Below are 17,927 nucleotides of genomic sequence, written 5' to 3'. Positions count from 1 at the left end.
AGGCATGTTCAACCGGATGCGAGGCGCCAACGCCTATTCGCAAGTCAGCCTGGAGACCGCCGTGCAAAGCGCCGATCCGCACCAGCTCATCCTGATGCTCTACGACGGTGCGCTGATGGCGCTCGCGCAGGCCGTGGTCGCCATGGAGCAAAAAGACATCCCCAAGCGCGCTCAGTCCATCAGCCGGGCCATCGCCATCATCCATGACGGGCTGCACGCCTCGCTGGACGTGGAGAGCGGCGGCGAGCTGGGCGAGCGCCTCGCCGCCCTGTACGACTACATGGTGGAGCGCCTGACGCAGGCGAACGCCACCAACAACGCCGCGGCGGTGCAGGAGGTGAGCGGGCTGCTGCGCACCCTACGTGAGGCCTGGGCCGAGATGCCGCGCCAGCAGGCCGCGGCCACGGCGGGGTGAACCGATGACGACGCTTGCCGAAGAGGCGCCGTGGGCGGAGCTCGCGCGCGGCTGCGCGGCGTTTGCCGCGGCCGCCGAGGCGAACGACTGGGGGCGCGCGGCGGCGATCATGGGAGAACTCTCGCGGCTCGCCGAGGCCGACCGCGCCTGGTGCGCGGCGCACGATCCGGCTTCGCCCGAGCGGCGGGCAGCGATCGCGGCGGCGCGCACGGCGCTGGAGGCGGCCGGCGCACACCTGCTGCCGGCGCATGCGAGCCTGGCGAAGCTCCTGCGCGCCTGGGGCGCGCCGCCGGGCTGAGGCGCAACCGTCATGAGGAGCCCGCAGCGCCGTCGCGTGCAACGAGCGCGCCGTAGGGCGTTCGAGGCGGCCTCATGATCCCGCCCGACGTCGTCGCCCGCCTGCGCATGATGGTGGAGGCGGATCTGCTGCGCCCCGAGCCGCAGGTGGGGGGCGTCGAGCGCATCCGCCCCATCCCCGAGCGCCTGCCGGAGGTGCTGCCGGGGCAGGTGCTGCGCGCCACCATCCAGCGGCCGCTGCCCGACGGCACTTTCCAGGCGCTGGTGGGGGGGCGCGACATGACGCTCGCGCTCGATCGGCCGGTGAAGAGCGGCGACACGCTGGAGCTGGTGGTCGAGCGGCAGGTGGGCGGTACGATCTACGCCCGCCTGAACGAGGGCGCGGCCGCAGCGGCGACGGGCGCAGGCGCGGCCTCCGTGCGCACCCAGCTCTCGCCCACCGGCGAATTGCTGCGCCAGGTGCTGACCCAGCCGGCGCCGGAGCGCCTGCCTTTACCCGCGGGCAGTGCGCAGGCGGCGCCGCTGCTGCCCGCGGCGCCGCGCTCCGAAGCCGACGTCCCGCAGCTGGCGGCGGCCTTGCAAGGAACGCTGCAGCGCTCGGGCCTCTTCTACGAATCGCATCTGGCACAGTGGGCACAGGGACGCTATCCCCTGGAGGCGCTGCGCGCCGAGCCGCAGAACGTGCCGACGGAGGGAAATCTGGCGGGCGCGCCGCTTCCGCCAAGCGCCCCCGCAGCCGGGCAGACGGCCCCTTCTGCCGCCTTCCCGGCCGAAGGCGCTCCGGCACCCCCGCTGCAGGAGGGCGAGACCTCGTCCGCCGCTACGCAAAGCGCCGCGCTGCGGGCAGCGCCCTCGCGCCCGGAGGGGCTCGAAACACCGACCGCCGCCGGAACGGCGCAGCAGGCGGAGGGGGCGCGCCTTGCCGCGGCGGCGTCGATCCCGGCAGGTGCCCAGGAGCCGGCAGCCGGCACGCCCGCGGCGGCGCTTCTTCCCCCCGCCCTCTTGGCGGCGCTCGCGCAGCAGGCGCCGGTGGCGCTCACCTCCTCCGGCGCCGAGCGCCTGCTCGCCACCTTCTTCGCCGGGGCGATGCCGGCGTCAGCGGACACCGAGCCGAGTCGATCCGGGTTTGCCGCCGCGGCCTTGGCCGACGAGACGACGCCCGCCGGCACGCAGATTCCCGCGCGGCTCGTGCCGATCGTGCAGCACCAGCTCGATGCCCTGGCGACGCAGCAGCTCCACGTGCAGTTTGCTCCCTGGCCGGGGTGGACGGTGTTCTGGGACCTGGAAGCGCCGCAGGAGCGCGAGGCGCGCTCGTCGCCGGACGAGGGCGAGGCGCCGATCTGGCGCTCGCGCCTGCGCTTGAGCCTGCCGGCGCTGGGCGAAGTGGAGGCGGAGCTGCAATGGCAGGCGGGGACGTTGGCGGTGCGCGTCTCCTCCCCTTCCGAGGACACCTCGGCCCTGCTGCGCGCCGCGGCGCCGGCGCTGGCCGCAAGAATGGAAGCGGACGGCATTCGTCTGACGAGGCTCGACGTGACCCGCGGGGAAAACGGCGATGGACGCAGCACCGGAGGATGAGCTTCCCCCTTCGCCCTCCCGGCGCGCCGCGGTGGCGCTGCGCTACGAGGCAGGAGAACCCGCCCCGAAGGTGGTGGCCAAGGGGAAGGGCGTGCTCGCCGAGCAGATCCTGGCGCGGGCGCGCGAGGCCGGCGTGTATGTGCATGAGTCGCCCGAGCTCCTCGCGCTGCTGATGCAGCTCGATCTGGACGAGCGCATTCCGCCGCAACTGTACGTGGCGGTGGCGGAGCTCCTTGCCTGGGTCTACCGTCTGGAGCAGGCCAAGCGCGGCGGCCCGCCGCCGGGGCCGTTCACGCCGGCACGAAACGTGCTATAAAGCCCCGTATCCGCGTCCTTCGCCGTCATCATGTCCCTCGCCCCCGACCGTTTCGAGCTCTACGATCCGGAACGCTATCCCGACTACGTGCTGCGCATGCCGCGCGAGATCGCCGTGCTCTTGCGTTCGCTGGCCGCGCGGCGCACGCCGATCGCCGTCTTCGGCGGCGGACGCTATCTTTTCCCCTCCATGGTGCTGCAGGTGACCGAGGAGCATTTTTTCCTCGACCCGTGCGGCGACGAGCGGCTCAACGCCCTGGCGCTGGAGCGCGGCGTGGTCTGCCAAGGGAAACTGGAGGGAATCACGCTGCAGTTTGCCGCCGAACGGCTGCAGCGGGTGGAACATCAGGGCGTGCTCGCCCTGGCGGCTCCTCTGCCCCGTACCATGCTTCGCCTGCAGCGGCGGGAATTTTTCCGTCTGAAGCCGCCCACGCCCACCTGGTGGTGCGAGCTGCCGCGCTCGGCCATCGTTCCCCTTTCGCCCCAAGAGGCGGAGCACGCCAAGCTGAAATTGCGCATCCTCGATCTGAGCGTGGGTGGCGTTTCCCTGCTTTTTCCGCCGGACGTGCCCACTCCAGCGCACGGCACGCAGTTGGCCAGCGCGCGCTTGATCCTGCCGCCGATGGATTCGCTGGAAACCGCGATGGAAGTGCGCAACGTCCTGCCGCTCGATATTCCCGGTCCGGCAAAGGCCATTCCCATGCGGGTGGGTTTTCGCTTCGTCGGCATACCCATGGCGGTAGCGAACCGTCTCTATCGCTACCTCTTCGAGCTGCAGCGGGAACAGCTGGCCGCGCGAAAAGCGGGGCTGGGGGTGGAGTGAGTCACACCGGCATGTTCATGATGTCCTGGTAGGCGCTCACCAGGCGGTTGCGTACTTGCACCATCTGGTTGAAGGCGAGCGACGCCTTTTCGAGGTCGATCATGACGTTTTGCAGGTCGACGCTGGGGTCGCCCGCGCTGAAGCGGTTGGCCTGCTCCTGCGCCTGGCCCTGCGCCTGGCTCACGTCCTTGAGGGCGGAGTCGAGCACGGAGGCGAAATCGACCTGACCGGCTTCCTGCGGCGCTTCGGCGGCCGCAGGCTTGCCTTGCGCGAGCGCCTGGGCGCGCTGCATCTCGGCGAGCAGTTGGTTGATGCCGTTGGTGTCCATGGTCGTGCCTCCTGTCCTTCACCGGCCCTTCGTTCATTCTAGCATTGTTCGTCGCCCGGAATGGCGTAGCCTTCGGCGCGGTAGCGCTGCAGCTTGTAGCGCAGCGTGCGCTCGGAGATGCCGAGCCGCTCGACCGCGCGCTTGCGCGAGCCGCCCACTTCGCGCAGCACGCGCAGGATGTGCTCGCGTTCGCGCTCGCGCACCGTCTGGGCGCTGCCCTCCCCTTCTGCTGCCGTCGGGGCAGGAGTTGCCGCAGTGCCTGCCGGTTCCGGTGGTGCAGCGGCGGGCGACGGCGCACGCAGCGGCAGGCAGGCGGCAAGCGCCGCGTCGTCGATCACGCTGCCGGGGGCGAGGATGAGGGCGCGCTGCAAGGTGTTCTCCAGTTCGCGGACGTTGCCGGGCCAGCCGTATTGAAGCAAGATCCGTGCCGCTTCGTCGGTGAGCGTGGCGCCGTTCTTGCCGAAGCGCGCGCCGTGCACGGCGAGAAAGCGCTGCGCGAGCGGCAGGATGTCGCCGGGGCGTTCGCGCAGCGGCGAAATGCGCAAGGGGAAGACGGCGAGGCGGTAGTAGAGGTCCTGGCGAAAGCGCCCGGCGGCGACTTCCGCGGGCAGGTCGCGGTTGGTGGTGGCGAGGATGCGCACGTCGAGGGGAATCGGTTTGCGGCCGCCGAGGCGCTCGACTTCCTTTTCCTGCAGCACGCGCAGGAGCTTGGCCTGCAGCGCGAGCGGCATCTCGGAGATTTCGTCGAGCAGCAGCGTGCCGTGCTGCGCCTGCTCGAACTTGCCGGGCTGGGCGGTGCTCGCGCCGGTGAAGGCGCCTTTCTCGTGGCCGAAGAGGGTGGCTTCGAGCAGGTGCTCGGGGATGGCGGCGCAGTTGATGGCCACGAACGGCCCGTCGTGCCGCGGGGAGTGGCGGTGAATGAATCGGGCATAGACTTCCTTGCCTACGCCCGATTCGCCTTCGAGGAGCACCGTGGCGTCGGTCTGGGCCACGCGTTCGGCCAGTTGCAGCAGCTGGCGGCTGGCGGGGTCGGCGGCGACGAGTTCGTCGTCGCCTCCCGGCTGGGCGTACTTGCGCACGAGGGAGAGCAGCGCCGCCGGCTCGAAGGGCTTGAGGAGGAATTCGCAGGCGCCGCCGCGCATGGCGGCCACGGCGCTGGCGACGTCGCCATAGGCGGTCATGAGGGCGACCGGCAGCTGCGGCAGGCGCCGGCGCACCGCTTCGAGCACTTCGAGCCCATTCATGGGGGACATTTTGAGGTCGGTGAGCACCATGGCCACCGGCTCGCGCTCGAGGGCGGCGAGCGCCTCGGGGCCGGAACCGACGGCGATCGGCCGGTAGCCGCCCACTTCCAGGGTGAGCGCGACGGCGTCGCGCAGGTTCGCGTCGTCCTCGACGATGAGGATCGGCAGCGGTTCGCTCATGCGTCTGGCTCCATTGGCGGTGGGGAAAGCGGCAACGAGAGCACGAAGCGGCTGCCCTCGCCGGGGCGGGAGTAGGCTTCGATGTCGCCGCCGTGCGCGCGGGCCACGCCGCGGGCGATCGCCAGCCCCAGGCCCGTGCCTTCGCTGCGGGTGGTGAAGAACGGCTCGAAGATGCGCTCGAGCTTGTCGGCGGGGATGCCGGGGCCCTCGTCGCTCACGCCAAGACGCGCGCGCGCTCCTTCACGTTCCCCTTCGAGGCGTACCGTGCCGCCTTCGGGGATGGCCTGCAGGGCGTTTTCCAGCAGATTGGTGAGGGCGCCGGCGAGCGCCTTGGCGTCCCCCTGGACCCAGGCGCCGGCGAGCGGTTCGAGCCGCCCTTCGAGCCGGGCGCGTTTGGCCGCGGCGAGCGGTTCGAGTGCGTGCAGCGCGTCGCGGGCGAGCGTCTCCAGCGCCACCGGACCGCGCGCCCCGCCTTCGCCGCGGGCAAAGAGCAGCATGTCGCCGATGAGCCGTTCGAGGTGACGCAGCCGCTCCTGCGCCCGCTCGGCGAGCTGGGCGCGGCGCTCGGGCGGCAGTTCGCCGGCGGCGAGGTTGCCGACGTAGAGCATGGAGGCGGCAAGCGGCGTGCGCAGCTGGTGCGCGAGCGCCGCCACCATCTCGCCCATGGCGGCGAGCCGCAGGTTGCGCTCCATCGCCTGGCGCAGGCGGTGCGCTTCGGTGACGTCGTGCAGCAGCAGCAGCCGCCCGCCGTGGGCGGCGAGATCGGCCCAGGAAAGATTGAGCCGGCGGGCCGTGCCCCCGGGCATGGGTAACTCCACTTCCTGCGGCGTGTCGGTCGGCCGGAGCGTGGCGGCGAGCTCTGCCCACGCGCGCCCTTCCGGCTCGAGGCCGGGCCACAGCGCCTTGGCCGCCCGGTTCGCCTGCACGACGCGGTCTTGGGCATCGAGCACCAGCACGCCGGCCGGCAGCGCCTGCAGCAGCACTTCGAGGCGCTCGGAGAGCATCTGGGCGCGCGCCTGCAGCGCCTCGTAGGAGCGCGTGAGCGCGTCGGAGGCGCGGGCGAACTGTTCGAAGGCGCGCGCGAGCTGTTCGGGCGTGAGCGAGGCGGCGGAATCGGCGGTCATGGTTTTCCTACTATACGACAAAGCGGCGGCGGCAGGAATTGCCGGCGATTTTTGCCGTTATTTCCACGACGGCTTGCCGCCCGAGGCGCGATAATGCAGCCTGAGACCGTTGCCCTCGCGGCAGGAGACGACATCATGGCCGAGGCCGACACGACGCTGACCGCCCAAGCCCCCGCGGCAACCCGCCTGCCGCCGGCGCTGGCGAACCTGCTCGAGCGCGTCAAGGCGCTTTCCCTGCAGCAGAAACTTGCCGCCGGCGCGGCGCTCGCGCTGGCGATCGCCCTCATCGTGGGGCTATTGCTGTGGTCCAAGCCCGCCGACTACGCCGTGCTCTTCTCCAATCTGGACGAGCGCGACGGCGGGGCGATCGTCACCACCCTGCAGCAGATGAACGTGCCGTATCGTTTTTCCGACAACGGCAGCGCCATCCTGGTGCCCTCTTCCCAGGTGCACGACCTGCGCCTGCGGCTGGCGGCGCAGGGGCTGCCGCGCGGCGGCAACGTCGGTTTCGAGCTGATGGACAATCAGAAACTGGGCATCACCCAGTTCGCCGAGCAGATCAACTACCAGCGCGCGGTGGAAGGAGAGCTCGCGCGCACTATCCAGAACATCGGCGCGGTGTCGGCCGCGCGCGTGCATCTGGCCATTCCCAAGAAAACGGGTTTTCTGCGCGACAAGGAAAAGCCCTCGGCTTCCGTGATGGTCACGCTGCGTCCGGGCCGGGTGCTGGATGAAGCGCAGATTGCCGGCATCGTGCATCTGGTGAGTTCGAGCGTGCCAGAGCTCACGCCCGATCGCGTCACGGTGGTGGATCAGTCGGGCAATCTCCTGACCCGCTCGCCCGACCAGAACAAGGGGGATCTGGACGCCAAGCAGCTCGCCTTCATCCAGGAGCTGGAATCGGCCTACGTACGGCGCGTCGAATCCATCCTCGAACCCATCGTCGGGGCGGGTAACTTCAAGGCGCAGGTGGCCGTCGAGGTCGATTTCAACCAGACGGAACTCACCAGCGAATCCTACCGTCCCAATCCGGCGCCGGATCAGGCGATCCGCAGCCAGCACATCGAGGAGCGCTACGGCGGCGACCAGGCGCCGCAAGGCGTGCCGGGCGCGCTCACCAACCAGCCACCGGTGCCCGCCACTGCGCCCATCACCACGCCGGAAGTCGGCCAAGGCGGTACCGGTACGGCGACGGCGGCGCCCACGGGCAAGCGCGAACGCACGGCGACCATCAACTATGAGCTCGACCGCACCATCCAGCACACGAAAAAGGCGCTCGGCGACGTGCGCCGCCTCACCGTGGCCGTGGTCATCAACCAGAAGACCGAGACCACGCGCGAAGGCGTCAAGACCATCCCTTCGGACGAAGAGCTCGCCCAGCTGGAGAAATTGGTGCAGAATGCAGTGGGGCTCAACCCGACGCGCGGCGACAGCATCACCGTCTCCGGGGCGCTCTTCGCCGGCAAGATCGAAGAGCCGCCCGTGCCGTGGTGGAAACGCCTGTGGAACGACCCGGTCATGGTCGAGATCGTGCGCGAGGTGCTGCGCTACCTGCTGCTGGCCGTGGCCTTGGTGATCGTCTATTTCGGCGTGATCCGGCCGCTGGTGCGCACGGTCGCCACCAAGGCCGAAACGCCGGCGCCCGGCGCTCCCACCGCGGTGCCGCCGGCCGGCGCGGAGGAAGAAGAGGAAGGCGCGATCGTGCAGCTGGGCACGGTCAGGCCCGGCGATCCGTTCGAGCGCAAGGTGGCCGAGCTGCGGCGCATCGCCCAGAACAATCCCAAGCTGCTCGCCAACATGATCAAAGAGTGGCTCGGTACCGCGGAGAGACGCTGAGATGAGTGAAGATGCCGTCGAACGCGCCGCCTTGCTGCTGCTCACCCTGGGGCCGGCCGAGGCCGCCGAGGTGCTCAAGAACCTCGGTCCCAAGGAAGTGCAGAAACTGGGCACCGTCATGGCCGCGCTGCCGGCCAAACCGCGCGAGGAAGTAGAACCGGTGCTGGACGAGGCCATCGAATACGTGCAGCGCGGCGCTCCGATCGAACCCGATCCGGAGCAGATCCGCGAGATGCTCACCCAGGCGCTGGGCGACGACAAGGCAAGCCACATCATCGCCCGCATCATGCAGGGCTCGGACACCGCCGCGATCGAGAGCCTGAAGTGGCTCGATCCGGCCACCGCCGCCGATCTCATCAAGAACGAGCACCCGCAGATCATCGCCACCATCCTGGTGCACCTGGAATTCGACCAGGCGGCGGAGATCCTCAAGCACTTCCCGGAGCGGCTGCGCAACGAGGTGATCCTGCGCATCGCCACCCTCGAAGGCGTGCAGCCGCTGGCGCTCAAGGAGCTCAACGAGGCGCTGGGCAACCTGCTCGCCAACGCTGCCTCCAGCACCAAAAGCAAGGCCATGGGCGGGGTGCGACACGTGGCCGAGATCCTCAACTTCGCCGGCGCACAGCTCGAGAACGAGGTCATCGAGGCCGTGCGCGAATACGATCCCGACCTGGCGCAGAAGATTCTTGACGAGATGTTCGTCTTCGAGAACCTCATCGACATGGACGATCGCAGCCTGCAGACGGTGCTGCGCGAGGTGCAGAACGACCAGCTGGTCATCGCCCTCAAGGGAGCCTCCCAGCAGCTGCGCGAGAAAGTCTTCAAGAACATGTCCCAGCGCGCCGCCGAGATGCTGCGCGAGGATCTGGAAGCGAAAGGGCCGGTGCGCGTCTCCGAAGTGGAGGCGGCGCAGAAAGAGATTCTCAAGATCGTGCGCCGTCTGGCCGAAGAAGGGCAGATCGTCCTGCCCGGCAAGGGCGGCGAAGAGGGGTTCGTGTGAGCCGGAGCGCGCGCTGAATGCCGATCGACCGCCATCAGGCCACCGGCCTCTACCGTCCCTGGCAGCCGCCTTCCTTCGACGAGGCGGAAAACCGCCGCGACCAGCCACCAGCCGGCGCAGAAGCGGCGCGCCAAGGGGTGCAGCTGCCCACGGTCGAGGAACTCGAAGCCCTCTATGAGCAGAGCCGCCGCGAAGGATTCGCCGCCGGCCACGAGGAAGGATTTGCCGCCGGCCGCGCCGAAGGGCTTGCCCAGGGGCAGGAAGAAGGTCGGCGCCAGGGCCATCAGGAGGGCTACGCCAAGGGCGAGGCCGAAGGGCGAACCCAAGGGGAAGCCCGGGCTCGGGCGCAGTACGAAGCGCAATGGCAGCAGCGCCTGGCGCTGGCCGCCTCCCTGATCGAAGGGCTGGAACATCTGGCGGAACGCACGCGCGAGACGCTCGCCGAGGAGATCGCCGCACTGGCCGTGGAAATCGCGCGACGCGTGCTGCAGGACGAGCTGCGCACCTCCCCCGAGCGCATCGTCTCCCTCGTGCGCCGCCTGCTCGAAGAAGACGGGGCGCCGCATCTCACGATCCGCCTCCACCCCGAAGATCTCCCTTTGGTCCGCGAAGCGCTCGAAGCGGAACTTGCCAAAGGCGGGCACCGGCTCGTTGCCGATGCCGCGATCGGGCGCGGCGGCTGCCTCGTCGAATCGGATTCCCACGTCGTCGATGCCACCGTGCCCACCCGCTGGCGCCGCCTCGTCGCCCGCCTCTGGCCCGAGAGCGCCAACTGGGAAGAAGAAACCGACGTGCCGGATGATGGCGGGGAAGGTACCCCATGAGTGAGGCCGAAACGCTCGTCCTCGACCCTTTGCGCCGGCGCCTGCGCACCTGGCGCGAGGCGCTGCGCCGCACGCCGGTGCTCACCCCGGCCGGGCGGCTGGTGCGCATCAACGGGCTGGTGATGGAGGCCATGGGCCTCAAGCTGCCGCTGGGCGCGAGCTGCCGCATCGAAACGCCCACCGGCGGCACCGTGGAAGCGGAAGTGGTGGGTTTTCAGGGGGACAAGCTCTTTCTCATGCCCACCGAGGAGGTCTATGGCCTCGCGCCCGGGGCGCGGGTCCTGCCGCCCGAACCGCCGCCCATTGCGCTGCACGCCGACGAGGTCCCCGAAGCCCCTTCGCCCGACCGTGCCAAGCACCTCCCCGCAGGCGAAGCGTTGCTGGGGCGCGTGGTCGATGCGGCGGGCCGTCCGCTCGATGGCAAGGGGCCGCTTGCCGGCGCCGCGTTGCGTCCGCTCTTCGCCCCGCCGATCAATCCGCTCGCGCGCACGCCCATCGACACGCCGCTCGACGTCGGCATCCGCGCGATCAATGCGCTGCTCACCGTCGGCCGCGGTCAGCGGCTGGGGCTTTTCGCCGGCTCGGGGGTAGGGAAATCGGTGCTCATCGGCATGATGGCGCGCTTCACCGTGGCCGAGGTGATCGTCGTGGGGCTCATCGGCGAGCGCGGCCGGGAAGTGAAGGAATTCATCGAACAGAACCTCGGCCCCGAGGGCTTGGCGCGGGCCGTGGTGGTGGCCGCGCCGGCCGACGTGAGCCCCCTGCTGCGGCTACAAGGGGCGGCTTACGCCACGGCGATCGCCGAGCAGTTTCGCGACGAGGGGCGCCACGTGCTCCTCATCATGGACTCCCTCACCCGCTACGCCATGGCCCAGCGCGAGATCGCGCTCGCCGTGGGCGAGCCGCCAGTGACCAAGGGTTATCCTCCCTCGGTGTTCGCCCGGCTACCCGCGCTCGTCGAACGGACCGGCAACGGCGCCGACGATCAGGGATCGATCACCGCCTTCTACACCGTGCTCACGGAAGGCGACGACCAGCAGGACCCAATCGCCGACGCCGCCCGCGCCATCCTCGACGGCCACTTCGTGCTCTCGCGCGCGCTCGCCGACAGCGGTCACTACCCCGCCATCGACATCGAACAATCCATCTCGCGCGTGATGCCGCAAGTGGTGAGCGAAGAGCACCTCGCACTCGCACGCCGCTTCAAGAAACTCTGGTCGCGCTACCAGCGCGCACGCGATCTCATCGCCGTGGGGGCCTACCAGCCCGGCGCCGACCCGGAACTCGACGAAGCGGTACGGCGCCAGCCGGCGATGGCCGCTTTCCTGCAGCAGGGCATGAACGAATCCGTGCCCTTTGCCGAGGCGCTCGACGGGCTGCGCCGCGTGCTCTCCTGAGCTTCGAGATCATGGCCGAGAACCGTTTTCGCCTGTTGAAAGAGCTGGTCCAGCGCGAGGAGGACGAGGCGGCCGAACGCATGGGCGCCTGCAGCCGACGCCAGCGCGAAGCGCAGGAAAAGCTCGCCCTGCTCGAACGTTTCCGCGACGAATACGAAGAAAGGCTGCGCCAGGCCCTGCGCGATGACGCCTCGCCCGAGCTGATCCTCAACCATCGCCGCTTCCTCGCCCGCCTCGACGACGCCCTGATCCTGCAGCGCGAGGAGCTTGCGCGCTGTGCGCAACGGCTGGAAGAGGCGCACCGCGCCTGGCAGGCCGTGCGCACGCGGCGACGCGCCTTCGAGGTGCTGGAAGCGCGCGCCGACGCCGAAGCGCTCGCCCAAGCCCAGCGACTGGCGCAGAAGATGCTGGACGAACATGCGTCCCAGAAACACCTCCGTCGCGCCCGTGAAGAAGGGGCTGACGAGCGCTGACCCTCAATCTGGCATCTTTATTGCTATCTGCAAGGTGACCATTCCTTTCGCGAGGCCGTCATGAACCTGCAAACCGCCGTCTCTGCCCGCCTCGACCCGGTTTTAGGGGTGAACCCCCCGGGCAGCATACCGAGCTCCTCCGCCGCGGGCTCCTCCGACACCTTCGCCCGGCTCCTCGAGCGGCGTGTCCATGAGTCGCAAGGAACTTCATCCTCCGCCCCTGCGGCAGCGCCGGCTCCCGCCGAGACGGCGCAAACCGCGCCGGCCGAGGCGAGCGGGACGGCAAAATCCCCGCAGTCGTCCCAAGACGACGATCCTGCACCGACGCCCCCCGCGAAGGCCGAGACAGCGAAGGAGAAAGCCTCTCCTTCTGCCACGTCGGACAAGTCCGATTCCAAGAAAGAGAAGTCGGCGGAAGAACCTGGAACGGCGGCAGAAGTTGCCGCGCCTGCCGACGCGGCAGCGGCAGCTCTTGCCGCAGCCGCCATGCCGACGGCAGCGAGCGCGGGGCATTCCGAGGCGCTTCCCTCCGCGGACGGTGACGGAAAGCCCCTCTCTGCAGCGCGCGCTCCCGTCGTTTCCACTCTTGCCGCCACGAACGGCAGCGCCCAGCAGCAGACGAGCTCTACGGCCACGGATGCCGCCGCATTCCCCCCTTCCTCGGGCGCCGCCCCCGACGCGAATTTGGCACTGCCCAGCACCTCTTCGCCGACACCACCGAACGACGACGCTGCGGCCGCACCGACGGCTAGCGATAGCAACGCCGTGCCGGGCTCGCCTCTGGCGCTGCTGCGCGCGGCGCTCGAGAAACTATCCAACGCGCCCAAGGAAGGCGCCCAGACTCCTGAAGTAGGTCAAAGCGGCGAAGCGGCGTCCGCCGAATCCCCCGCCGAGGCCGGCGCCACCCTAAAAAATTCCCCCAGCGGGAAACATGACCCCTCTCCCTTGCTCGATGCGGCCGCATCCGCCGCTCCCAGCGAAAAATCGCCAGCCGATGCCCTCAAACCCGAGAAAACGCTGACCAGTGAAACGCCGTCCTCCGTCCGCGCGGAACATGCCGATTCGACGCAAACCCCCTCCCCGACCGTACGCAGCGACGGATTCACGCCCAATCCTCACCTTTCGTCCCGCGCCGATGCTTCGGCGCCGACCGTACTCACCGTCCATACCCCGCCCGCGGACGCGGATCGCTGGGCGAGCGAAACCACGCAACGCCTCGTCTGGGTGGCCGGCCGCGGCGAGACCAAGGCCGAACTGCAGCTCACCCCGCCCTCGCTGGGCAAGCTCGAAGTGACCTTGCAGCTCAACCACGACCAGCTCACCGCCCATTTCGTCGCCGCCAGCCAGGCCGCGCGCGACGCCCTCGAACACGCCCTGCCGCAACTGCGCGAACAGCTCGCCCAATCCGGTCTGTCGCTGGGCCAGACGAGCGTGAGTACGGGAGGGGAAGGCTCGAACGCGCAATCGCAGGAAGATCCCGCATCTGGCCGCCCACTGCCCGGCACGACGCCACGCGCGGGGGCCAATCCCGCTCCTCTTTCCTTGCAGGGCACGCGCGCCGGCTCCAGCCTGATCGATCACTACGCCTGAACGGGAATTGCGCCGGGGAAGGGGCGCTTTTCCGCCTTCGGTGGGGGATAATGTTTCGCTATCCTGTCTCTTGACGAGGGCAAGCGAGAAAACCCATGGCCAAACCGGAAGAAAAACCCGCCACCGAAACCTCAGCCGAGCCGACTGCAGGCATGAGCAAGAAGGCCAAGCTGCTCATCCTCGTGCTCGTCGTCCTTCTCGCTCTTTCCTTGGCGGCAGCAGGCGCCCTTACGCTGCTCCTCATCAAGCAGCGCGCGGCCGCATCGAGTGAAAACGACACCGCACATGCGACCGCCACCGCCCAACCCGGCAGCCCACCCCCCGTCATGGTCACCCCCGGGGCCCCGCCCGTCTTCGTCACCCTCGATCCTTTCGTCGTCAACCTCGCGCCCGGCGAAGGCGAACGCTACCTGCAGACCATCATCGTCCTGCGGCTGGCCGATGCGAAGTTCGACCCCGTCCTCAAGCAATATCTCCCGGAAGTGCAGCATCGCATCAACCTGTTGCTATCGAGCAAACTCCCTTCGGAGCTCGTCACCCCGCAAGGGCGCGAGCAGCTCGCGCGCGAGCTCACCGACGAGATCAACCGCGTGCTCGGCTATCCCCCTCCGCCTCCCGGCCAGCAAGCGCTGGGGCCGACCGGCCCGGTGCAAGCCGTGCTCTTCCGCTCCTTCATCATCCAGTAACCGTGACGGACGCATACCATGGTCGGCGGCGGCGAGTTCCTCACCCAGAAAGAAGTCGATGAACTTCTGAGGGATGTCACCGGGGAGAGCGAAGAACCGGAGACTGCTCCGCAGGAAGAAGGCGGCATCCGCCCCTACAACCTCGCCACGCAGGAGCGCATCGTACGCGGGCGCATGCCCACGCTCGAGCTCATCAACGAGCGTTTCGCCCGCAACCTGCGCATCGGACTCTTCAACTACATCCGGCGCAACGTCGAAGTGGCCGTGGGCGCGCTGCACGTGCAGAAATACGCCGAGTTCCTGCGCAACCTCGTCATCCCCTCCAACCTCAATCTGGTGCAGATGAAACCCTTCCGCGGCACGGGGTTGATCGTGATGGAGCCCAACCTCATCTTCCTCGTGGTCGACCTCCTCTTCGGCGGCGACGGGCGCTTTCGCACCCGCATCGAAGGGCGCGACTTCAGCCCCACCGAGCAGCGCATCATCCTGGGGCTGCTCAACGTCGTTTTCGAGGAATACCAGAAATCCTGGGCGCCGGTCTATAAGATCGAGCTCAACTACGTGCGCTCGGAGATGAACCCGCAGTTTGCCAACATCGCCACGCCCTCCGAGATCGTCGTCACTTCCCAGTTCGCCCTGGATTTCGGCATCGGCCAGGCGAACCTGCTGCTGTGCTGGCCCTACTCCATGCTCGAACCGGTACGCGATCTCCTCTACTCGACCATGCAGAGCGACCAGATGACGCAGGACACGCGCTGGACGCGCAACCTCGGGCGGCGTCTGATGGAGGCCGAAGTCGAATTACGCGCCGAGCTGGGCTACGCCGACATGACCTTGGGCGATCTGGTCGAGCTGCGTGTGGGCGATGTCATCCCGCTCGACATTCCCGAGCTCACCACCCTCTTCTGCGAGAACATCCCGGTGTTGCGTGGCCGCTACGGCACACGCGAAGGGCATTACGCGCTCGAGGTCGACCACTTCGTCGCCGAAGAAGAACCGGAAGAGGAAGAAGCCTCCGCCCCGCCACCGACCCTGACGGGAACGGCTTCCTCAACCCCCTCCTGATCCCCGTGCGAGGATTCTCCCCATGGCCGAAAACGACACCCCGCAGGAAGAAGACAAGGTCAGCGCTGAAGACTGGGCTGCGGCCATGCAGCAGCAACAGGCCCAGACCGGCGAAGGCGGCGCCGCCACCCCTGAAGACGAATGGGCGGCGGCGCTCGCCGAGCAGGCGCAGCACGACGCCGAGATGGCGCGCGTGGCCCAAGAGCTCAAGCAGGCGAGCGACCCCTACCAGGCCAAGCCGGCCAAGGATCTCTTCCCCGAATTCGGCACCGGCGGCAGCGAGACCGACAAGCTCAACGACTTCAAGCTGATCCTCGACATCCCGGTGCGCGTCACCGTGGAGCTGGGGCGCACGAAACTCGCGATCCGCGACGTGCTGCAACTGGCGCACGGCTCGGTGATCGAGCTCGAAGGGCTTGCCGGCGAGCCGATGGACGTGCTCGTCAATGGCACGCTCATCGCCCAGGGCGAAGTGGTCGTGGTCAACGAAAAGTTCGGCATCCGCCTCACCGACATCATCACGCCGGCCGAACGGATGCGCAAGCTGCGCCAGCACGGCTGAAGCGGCGAGGCATGGCGCCTCGCCATGGTGGCGTCACGCCGTAAGAAGCAGCCGGTTCATGCGCTGCACGAAGGCCGCCGGATCTTCCAGCTTGCCGCCCTCGGCGAGGAGCGCTTCTTCATAGAGGAGCAGCGCCCACTCGGCAAAGTCTTCGTCGGAGGCCGCCTGCAGCTTTGCGATCACCGGGTGCGTCGGATTGAGCTCGAGGATGGGCTTGTGCGCCGGCGCGTCCTGCCCGAGCTCACGCAGCAGCCGCGCAAGCTGCATCCCCGGCTCGTGCTCCTCGACCACCAGGCAGGCGGGCGCCTCGGTGAGCCGCGAGGAAACCCGCACCGCCTTGACGCGCTCGCCCAAGGCCGCCTGCAGCCGCTCGAGGAGCGGCTTGAGCCGCTCGTCGGCCTCCTCGCGCGCTTTTTTCTCCTCTTCCGAGAGCAGCGCCGCGTCCATCTCGCCCTTGGCCACCGACGCCAGGGGCTTGCCCTTGTACTCGGGCAGATAGGCCACCCACCATTCGTCGATGCGGTCGGTGAGCAGCAGCACCTCGACCCCCTTTTTGCGGAAAGCCTCGAGGTGCGGACTGTGGCGCGCCGCGGCGAAGGATTCGGCCGTGAGGTAGTAGATGCGCTCCTGACCCGGCTTCATGCGCCCCAGATAGTCGTCGAGCGAGACCGTCTCTTCGGGCGAGTCGCTGTGGGTAGACGCGAAGCGCAGGAGCGCGGCGATGCGCTCGCGGTTGGCCGGATCCTCGATGATGCCTTCCTTGAGCACGCGGCCGAATTCGCGCCAGAAGCGGGCGTATTTCTCCGGCTCGTTCTTGGCGAGCTGCTCGAGTAGCCCCAGCACCCGCTTGGTGACGCCGGCGCGGATCGCCTCGATCTCGCGCGAATCCTGCAGCATCTCGCGCGAGACGTTGAGCGGCAGGTCGGCCGCGTCGACCACCCCGCGCACGAAGCGCAGGTAGCGCGGCAGCAGCCGCTCGGCATCCTCCAGCACGAAGACGCGCCGCACGTAGAGCTTGAGCCCATGGCGCGGCGTGCGCTCGAAGAGGTCGAACGGCGCGCGCTGCGGCAGGTAGAGGAGCATCGTGTATTCGTGCCGCCCCTCCACCTTGGCATGCACCCAGGAAAGCGGCGCCTCGAAGTCGTGCGCCACGTGTTTGTAGAATTCGACGTATTCCTCCTCCGCGATCTCCTGCTTGGGGCGGGCCCACAGGGCGGAGGCGCGATTGACCTGCTCCCATTCCTCTTCCTTGACGAGCTCGCCGCGGCCCTCGTCCCAGCGCTCCTTGCGCATCAGGATGGGCCAGAGGATGTGATCGGAATACTTGCGGATGAGCTCGCGCAGCCTCACCCCCGAGAGGAACTCGTCTTCGCCCTCGCGCAGGTGCAGCACCACCTCGGTGCCCCGCTCGGGACGTTCGATCTCGGTCACTTCGAAGGTGCCGGCGGCATCCCCCGTCATGGCGCATTCCCACAGCACGCCGGCGCTCGCTGGCAGCCCGGCGCGGCGCGAGCGCACGGTGACGCGATCGGCCACGATGAAGGCGGAGTAGAAACCGACGCCGAACTGCCCGATCAGGCGCGCATCGGCCTGCCCCTCGGCGCCGAGCCTTTGCAGGAACTCGCGCGTGCCCGACTTGGCGATGGTACCCAGATGCGCCACCGCCTCCTCGCGGCTCATGCCGATGCCGTTGTCGCGTATCGTCACGGTGCGCGCGTCGCGGTCGTAGTCGATCCAGATCTTGAGCTCGCCGTCGCCCTCGAAGAGCTCGGGATGCTGCGCCGCCTCGAAGCGCAGCTTGTCGCAGGCATCCGAGGCGTTCGAGACGAGCTCGCGCAGGAAGATTTCTTTGTTCGAGTAGAGCGAATGCACCACCAGGTGCAGAAGCTGCTGCACCTCGGCCTGGAACTCCATCTTCTGGCGCATTGCGCCGTTCGTTTCAACCATCGTTTCACCCCTGTCGCTCGTCGTTCGGAACTGCTCTCAAAAACGCACGCAAAAGTGCGCACGGTTCTCTTCCTGCCCCGAGCCGTCTTGATGACCGTGCTCGTGCCTGACAGGCGTGACTTTCCCGACTACTTCAGGAACCCCTCCTGAAGTAGCGCCGCCGTTACCGGACGGACTCGCCACGGGTAGGGCCGTTGCGGTGGCCAGCCGTTGAAGGTTGATCGCCGCGTTGAGGTCACGGTCGTG

18 protein-coding genes and 1 pseudogene are annotated in these 17,927 nt (G+C 68.6%); 14 read left to right on the top strand and 5 right to left on the bottom strand.

All coding sequences use genetic code 11. The features are described from left to right. The first annotated feature begins 4 nt into the window (after nucleotides 1–4). The 5 genes from fliS to ASC37_RS08620 all read left to right on the top strand — a co-directional run bounded on the left by fliS (nucleotide 5) and on the right by ASC37_RS08620 (nucleotide 3,425). The gene (gene fliS / locus ASC37_RS08640; protein WP_055424005.1) at nucleotides 5–415 is read left to right on the top strand and encodes a flagellar export chaperone FliS; all 411 of its coding nucleotides are present in this window, start codon (nucleotides 5–7) and stop codon (nucleotides 413–415) included. Between the two features lie 4 nt (nucleotides 416–419). After that, on the top strand, nucleotides 420–713 hold the full coding sequence (locus ASC37_RS08635) for a hypothetical protein (protein ID WP_055424004.1): 294 nt from the start codon (nucleotides 420–422) through the stop codon (nucleotides 711–713). 74 nt (nucleotides 714–787) lie between these two features. Beyond that, nucleotides 788–2,287 carry a flagellar hook-length control protein FliK gene (locus ASC37_RS08630; RefSeq protein WP_055424003.1) on the top strand — a complete coding sequence of 500 codons (1,500 nt, stop codon included), beginning with the start codon at nucleotides 788–790 and terminating at the stop codon, nucleotides 2,285–2,287. After that, on the top strand, nucleotides 2,265–2,603 hold the full coding sequence (locus ASC37_RS08625; protein ID WP_055424002.1) for an EscU/YscU/HrcU family type III secretion system export apparatus switch protein: 339 nt from the start codon (nucleotides 2,265–2,267) through the stop codon (nucleotides 2,601–2,603). The genes ASC37_RS08630 and ASC37_RS08625 overlap by 23 nt, the downstream gene beginning before the upstream one ends. A gap of 30 nt (nucleotides 2,604–2,633) precedes the next feature. Continuing rightward, the gene (locus ASC37_RS08620) at nucleotides 2,634–3,425 is read left to right on the top strand and encodes a flagellar brake protein (RefSeq protein WP_055424001.1); all 792 of its coding nucleotides are present in this window, start codon (nucleotides 2,634–2,636) and stop codon (nucleotides 3,423–3,425) included. A 1-nt stretch (nucleotide 3,426) separates the two neighbouring features. Here the strand turns inward: ASC37_RS08620 and fliE are convergent, their stop codons facing one another. The 3 genes from fliE to ASC37_RS08605 are packed head-to-tail and all read right to left on the bottom strand — an operon-like array spanning nucleotide 3,427 to nucleotide 6,301. Then, a complete protein-coding gene (gene fliE / locus ASC37_RS08615) occupies nucleotides 3,427–3,753 on the bottom strand; it encodes a flagellar hook-basal body complex protein FliE (protein WP_055424000.1) in 327 nt (108 codons plus the stop codon). Between the two features lie 38 nt (nucleotides 3,754–3,791). Beyond that, complete coding sequence (locus tag ASC37_RS08610; RefSeq protein ID WP_055423999.1) at nucleotides 3,792–5,177, bottom strand: sigma-54-dependent transcriptional regulator; 1,386 nt, start codon at nucleotides 5,175–5,177, stop codon at nucleotides 3,792–3,794. Then, the gene (locus tag ASC37_RS08605) at nucleotides 5,174–6,301 is read right to left on the bottom strand and encodes a sensor histidine kinase (RefSeq protein ID WP_055423998.1); all 1,128 of its coding nucleotides are present in this window, start codon (nucleotides 6,299–6,301) and stop codon (nucleotides 5,174–5,176) included. Before ASC37_RS08605 ends, ASC37_RS08610 begins: the two co-directional genes overlap by 4 nt. A 135-nt stretch (nucleotides 6,302–6,436) precedes the next feature. Between ASC37_RS08605 and fliF the strand changes: the two genes are divergently transcribed. From fliF to fliN, 9 genes are all read left to right on the top strand, one after another. Beyond that, on the top strand, nucleotides 6,437–8,137 hold the full coding sequence (gene fliF / locus ASC37_RS08600) for a flagellar basal-body MS-ring/collar protein FliF (RefSeq protein ID WP_055423997.1): 1,701 nt from the start codon (nucleotides 6,437–6,439) through the stop codon (nucleotides 8,135–8,137). Between the two features lies 1 nt (nucleotide 8,138). Next, on the top strand, nucleotides 8,139–9,137 hold the full coding sequence (gene fliG, locus ASC37_RS08595) for a flagellar motor switch protein FliG (RefSeq protein ID WP_055423996.1): 999 nt from the start codon (nucleotides 8,139–8,141) through the stop codon (nucleotides 9,135–9,137). Between the two features lie 17 nt (nucleotides 9,138–9,154). Next, nucleotides 9,155–9,961, top strand: coding sequence for a flagellar assembly protein FliH (locus ASC37_RS08590; RefSeq protein ID WP_055423995.1), 807 nt, complete (start codon nucleotides 9,155–9,157; stop codon nucleotides 9,959–9,961). Then, on the top strand, nucleotides 9,958–11,358 hold the full coding sequence (fliI, locus tag ASC37_RS08585) for a flagellar protein export ATPase FliI (protein ID WP_082438436.1): 1,401 nt from the start codon (nucleotides 9,958–9,960) through the stop codon (nucleotides 11,356–11,358). Before ASC37_RS08590 ends, fliI begins: the two co-directional genes overlap by 4 nt. Before the next feature lie 11 nt (nucleotides 11,359–11,369). After that, a complete protein-coding gene (fliJ, locus tag ASC37_RS08580) occupies nucleotides 11,370–11,831 on the top strand; it encodes a flagellar export protein FliJ (RefSeq protein WP_055423994.1) in 462 nt (153 codons plus the stop codon). 60 nt (nucleotides 11,832–11,891) lie between these two features. After that, nucleotides 11,892–13,421: a flagellar hook-length control protein FliK gene (locus ASC37_RS11300; RefSeq protein ID WP_082438435.1), complete on the top strand. Its 1,530-nt coding sequence runs from the start codon at nucleotides 11,892–11,894 to the stop codon at nucleotides 13,419–13,421. A gap of 95 nt (nucleotides 13,422–13,516) precedes the next feature. Continuing rightward, nucleotides 13,517–14,107 (top strand): flagellar basal body-associated FliL family protein, encoded by a 591-nt coding sequence (locus ASC37_RS08570; RefSeq protein WP_072247967.1) that lies wholly within the window; start codon nucleotides 13,517–13,519, stop codon nucleotides 14,105–14,107. A gap of 18 nt (nucleotides 14,108–14,125) precedes the next feature. Beyond that, the gene (fliM, locus tag ASC37_RS08565) at nucleotides 14,126–15,172 is read left to right on the top strand and encodes a flagellar motor switch protein FliM (protein WP_055423992.1); all 1,047 of its coding nucleotides are present in this window, start codon (nucleotides 14,126–14,128) and stop codon (nucleotides 15,170–15,172) included. Between the two features lie 22 nt (nucleotides 15,173–15,194). Continuing rightward, nucleotides 15,195–15,734, top strand: a complete 540-nt coding sequence (gene fliN, locus ASC37_RS11930; RefSeq protein WP_055423991.1) for a flagellar motor switch protein FliN — start codon at nucleotides 15,195–15,197, stop codon at nucleotides 15,732–15,734. Between the two features lie 33 nt (nucleotides 15,735–15,767). Here fliN and htpG read toward each other — a convergent pair whose 3' ends face one another. Together htpG and ASC37_RS11760 are read right to left on the bottom strand one after the other, a co-directional pair. After that, entirely contained in the window at nucleotides 15,768–17,681 is a 1,914-nt protein-coding gene (htpG, locus tag ASC37_RS08555) for a molecular chaperone HtpG (RefSeq protein WP_055423990.1), read from the bottom strand. 36 nt (nucleotides 17,682–17,717) lie between these two features. Next, nucleotides 17,718–17,927 (bottom strand): annotated as a pseudogene (locus ASC37_RS11760) (RNA-guided endonuclease InsQ/TnpB family protein); the annotation flags it as partial.

This window comes from Tepidiphilus thermophilus, assembly GCF_001418245.1.
GTDB classification, from domain to species: domain Bacteria; phylum Pseudomonadota; class Gammaproteobacteria; order Burkholderiales; family Rhodocyclaceae; genus Tepidiphilus; species Tepidiphilus succinatimandens.
This window is presented reverse-complemented; position numbering and strand designations above follow the sequence as displayed.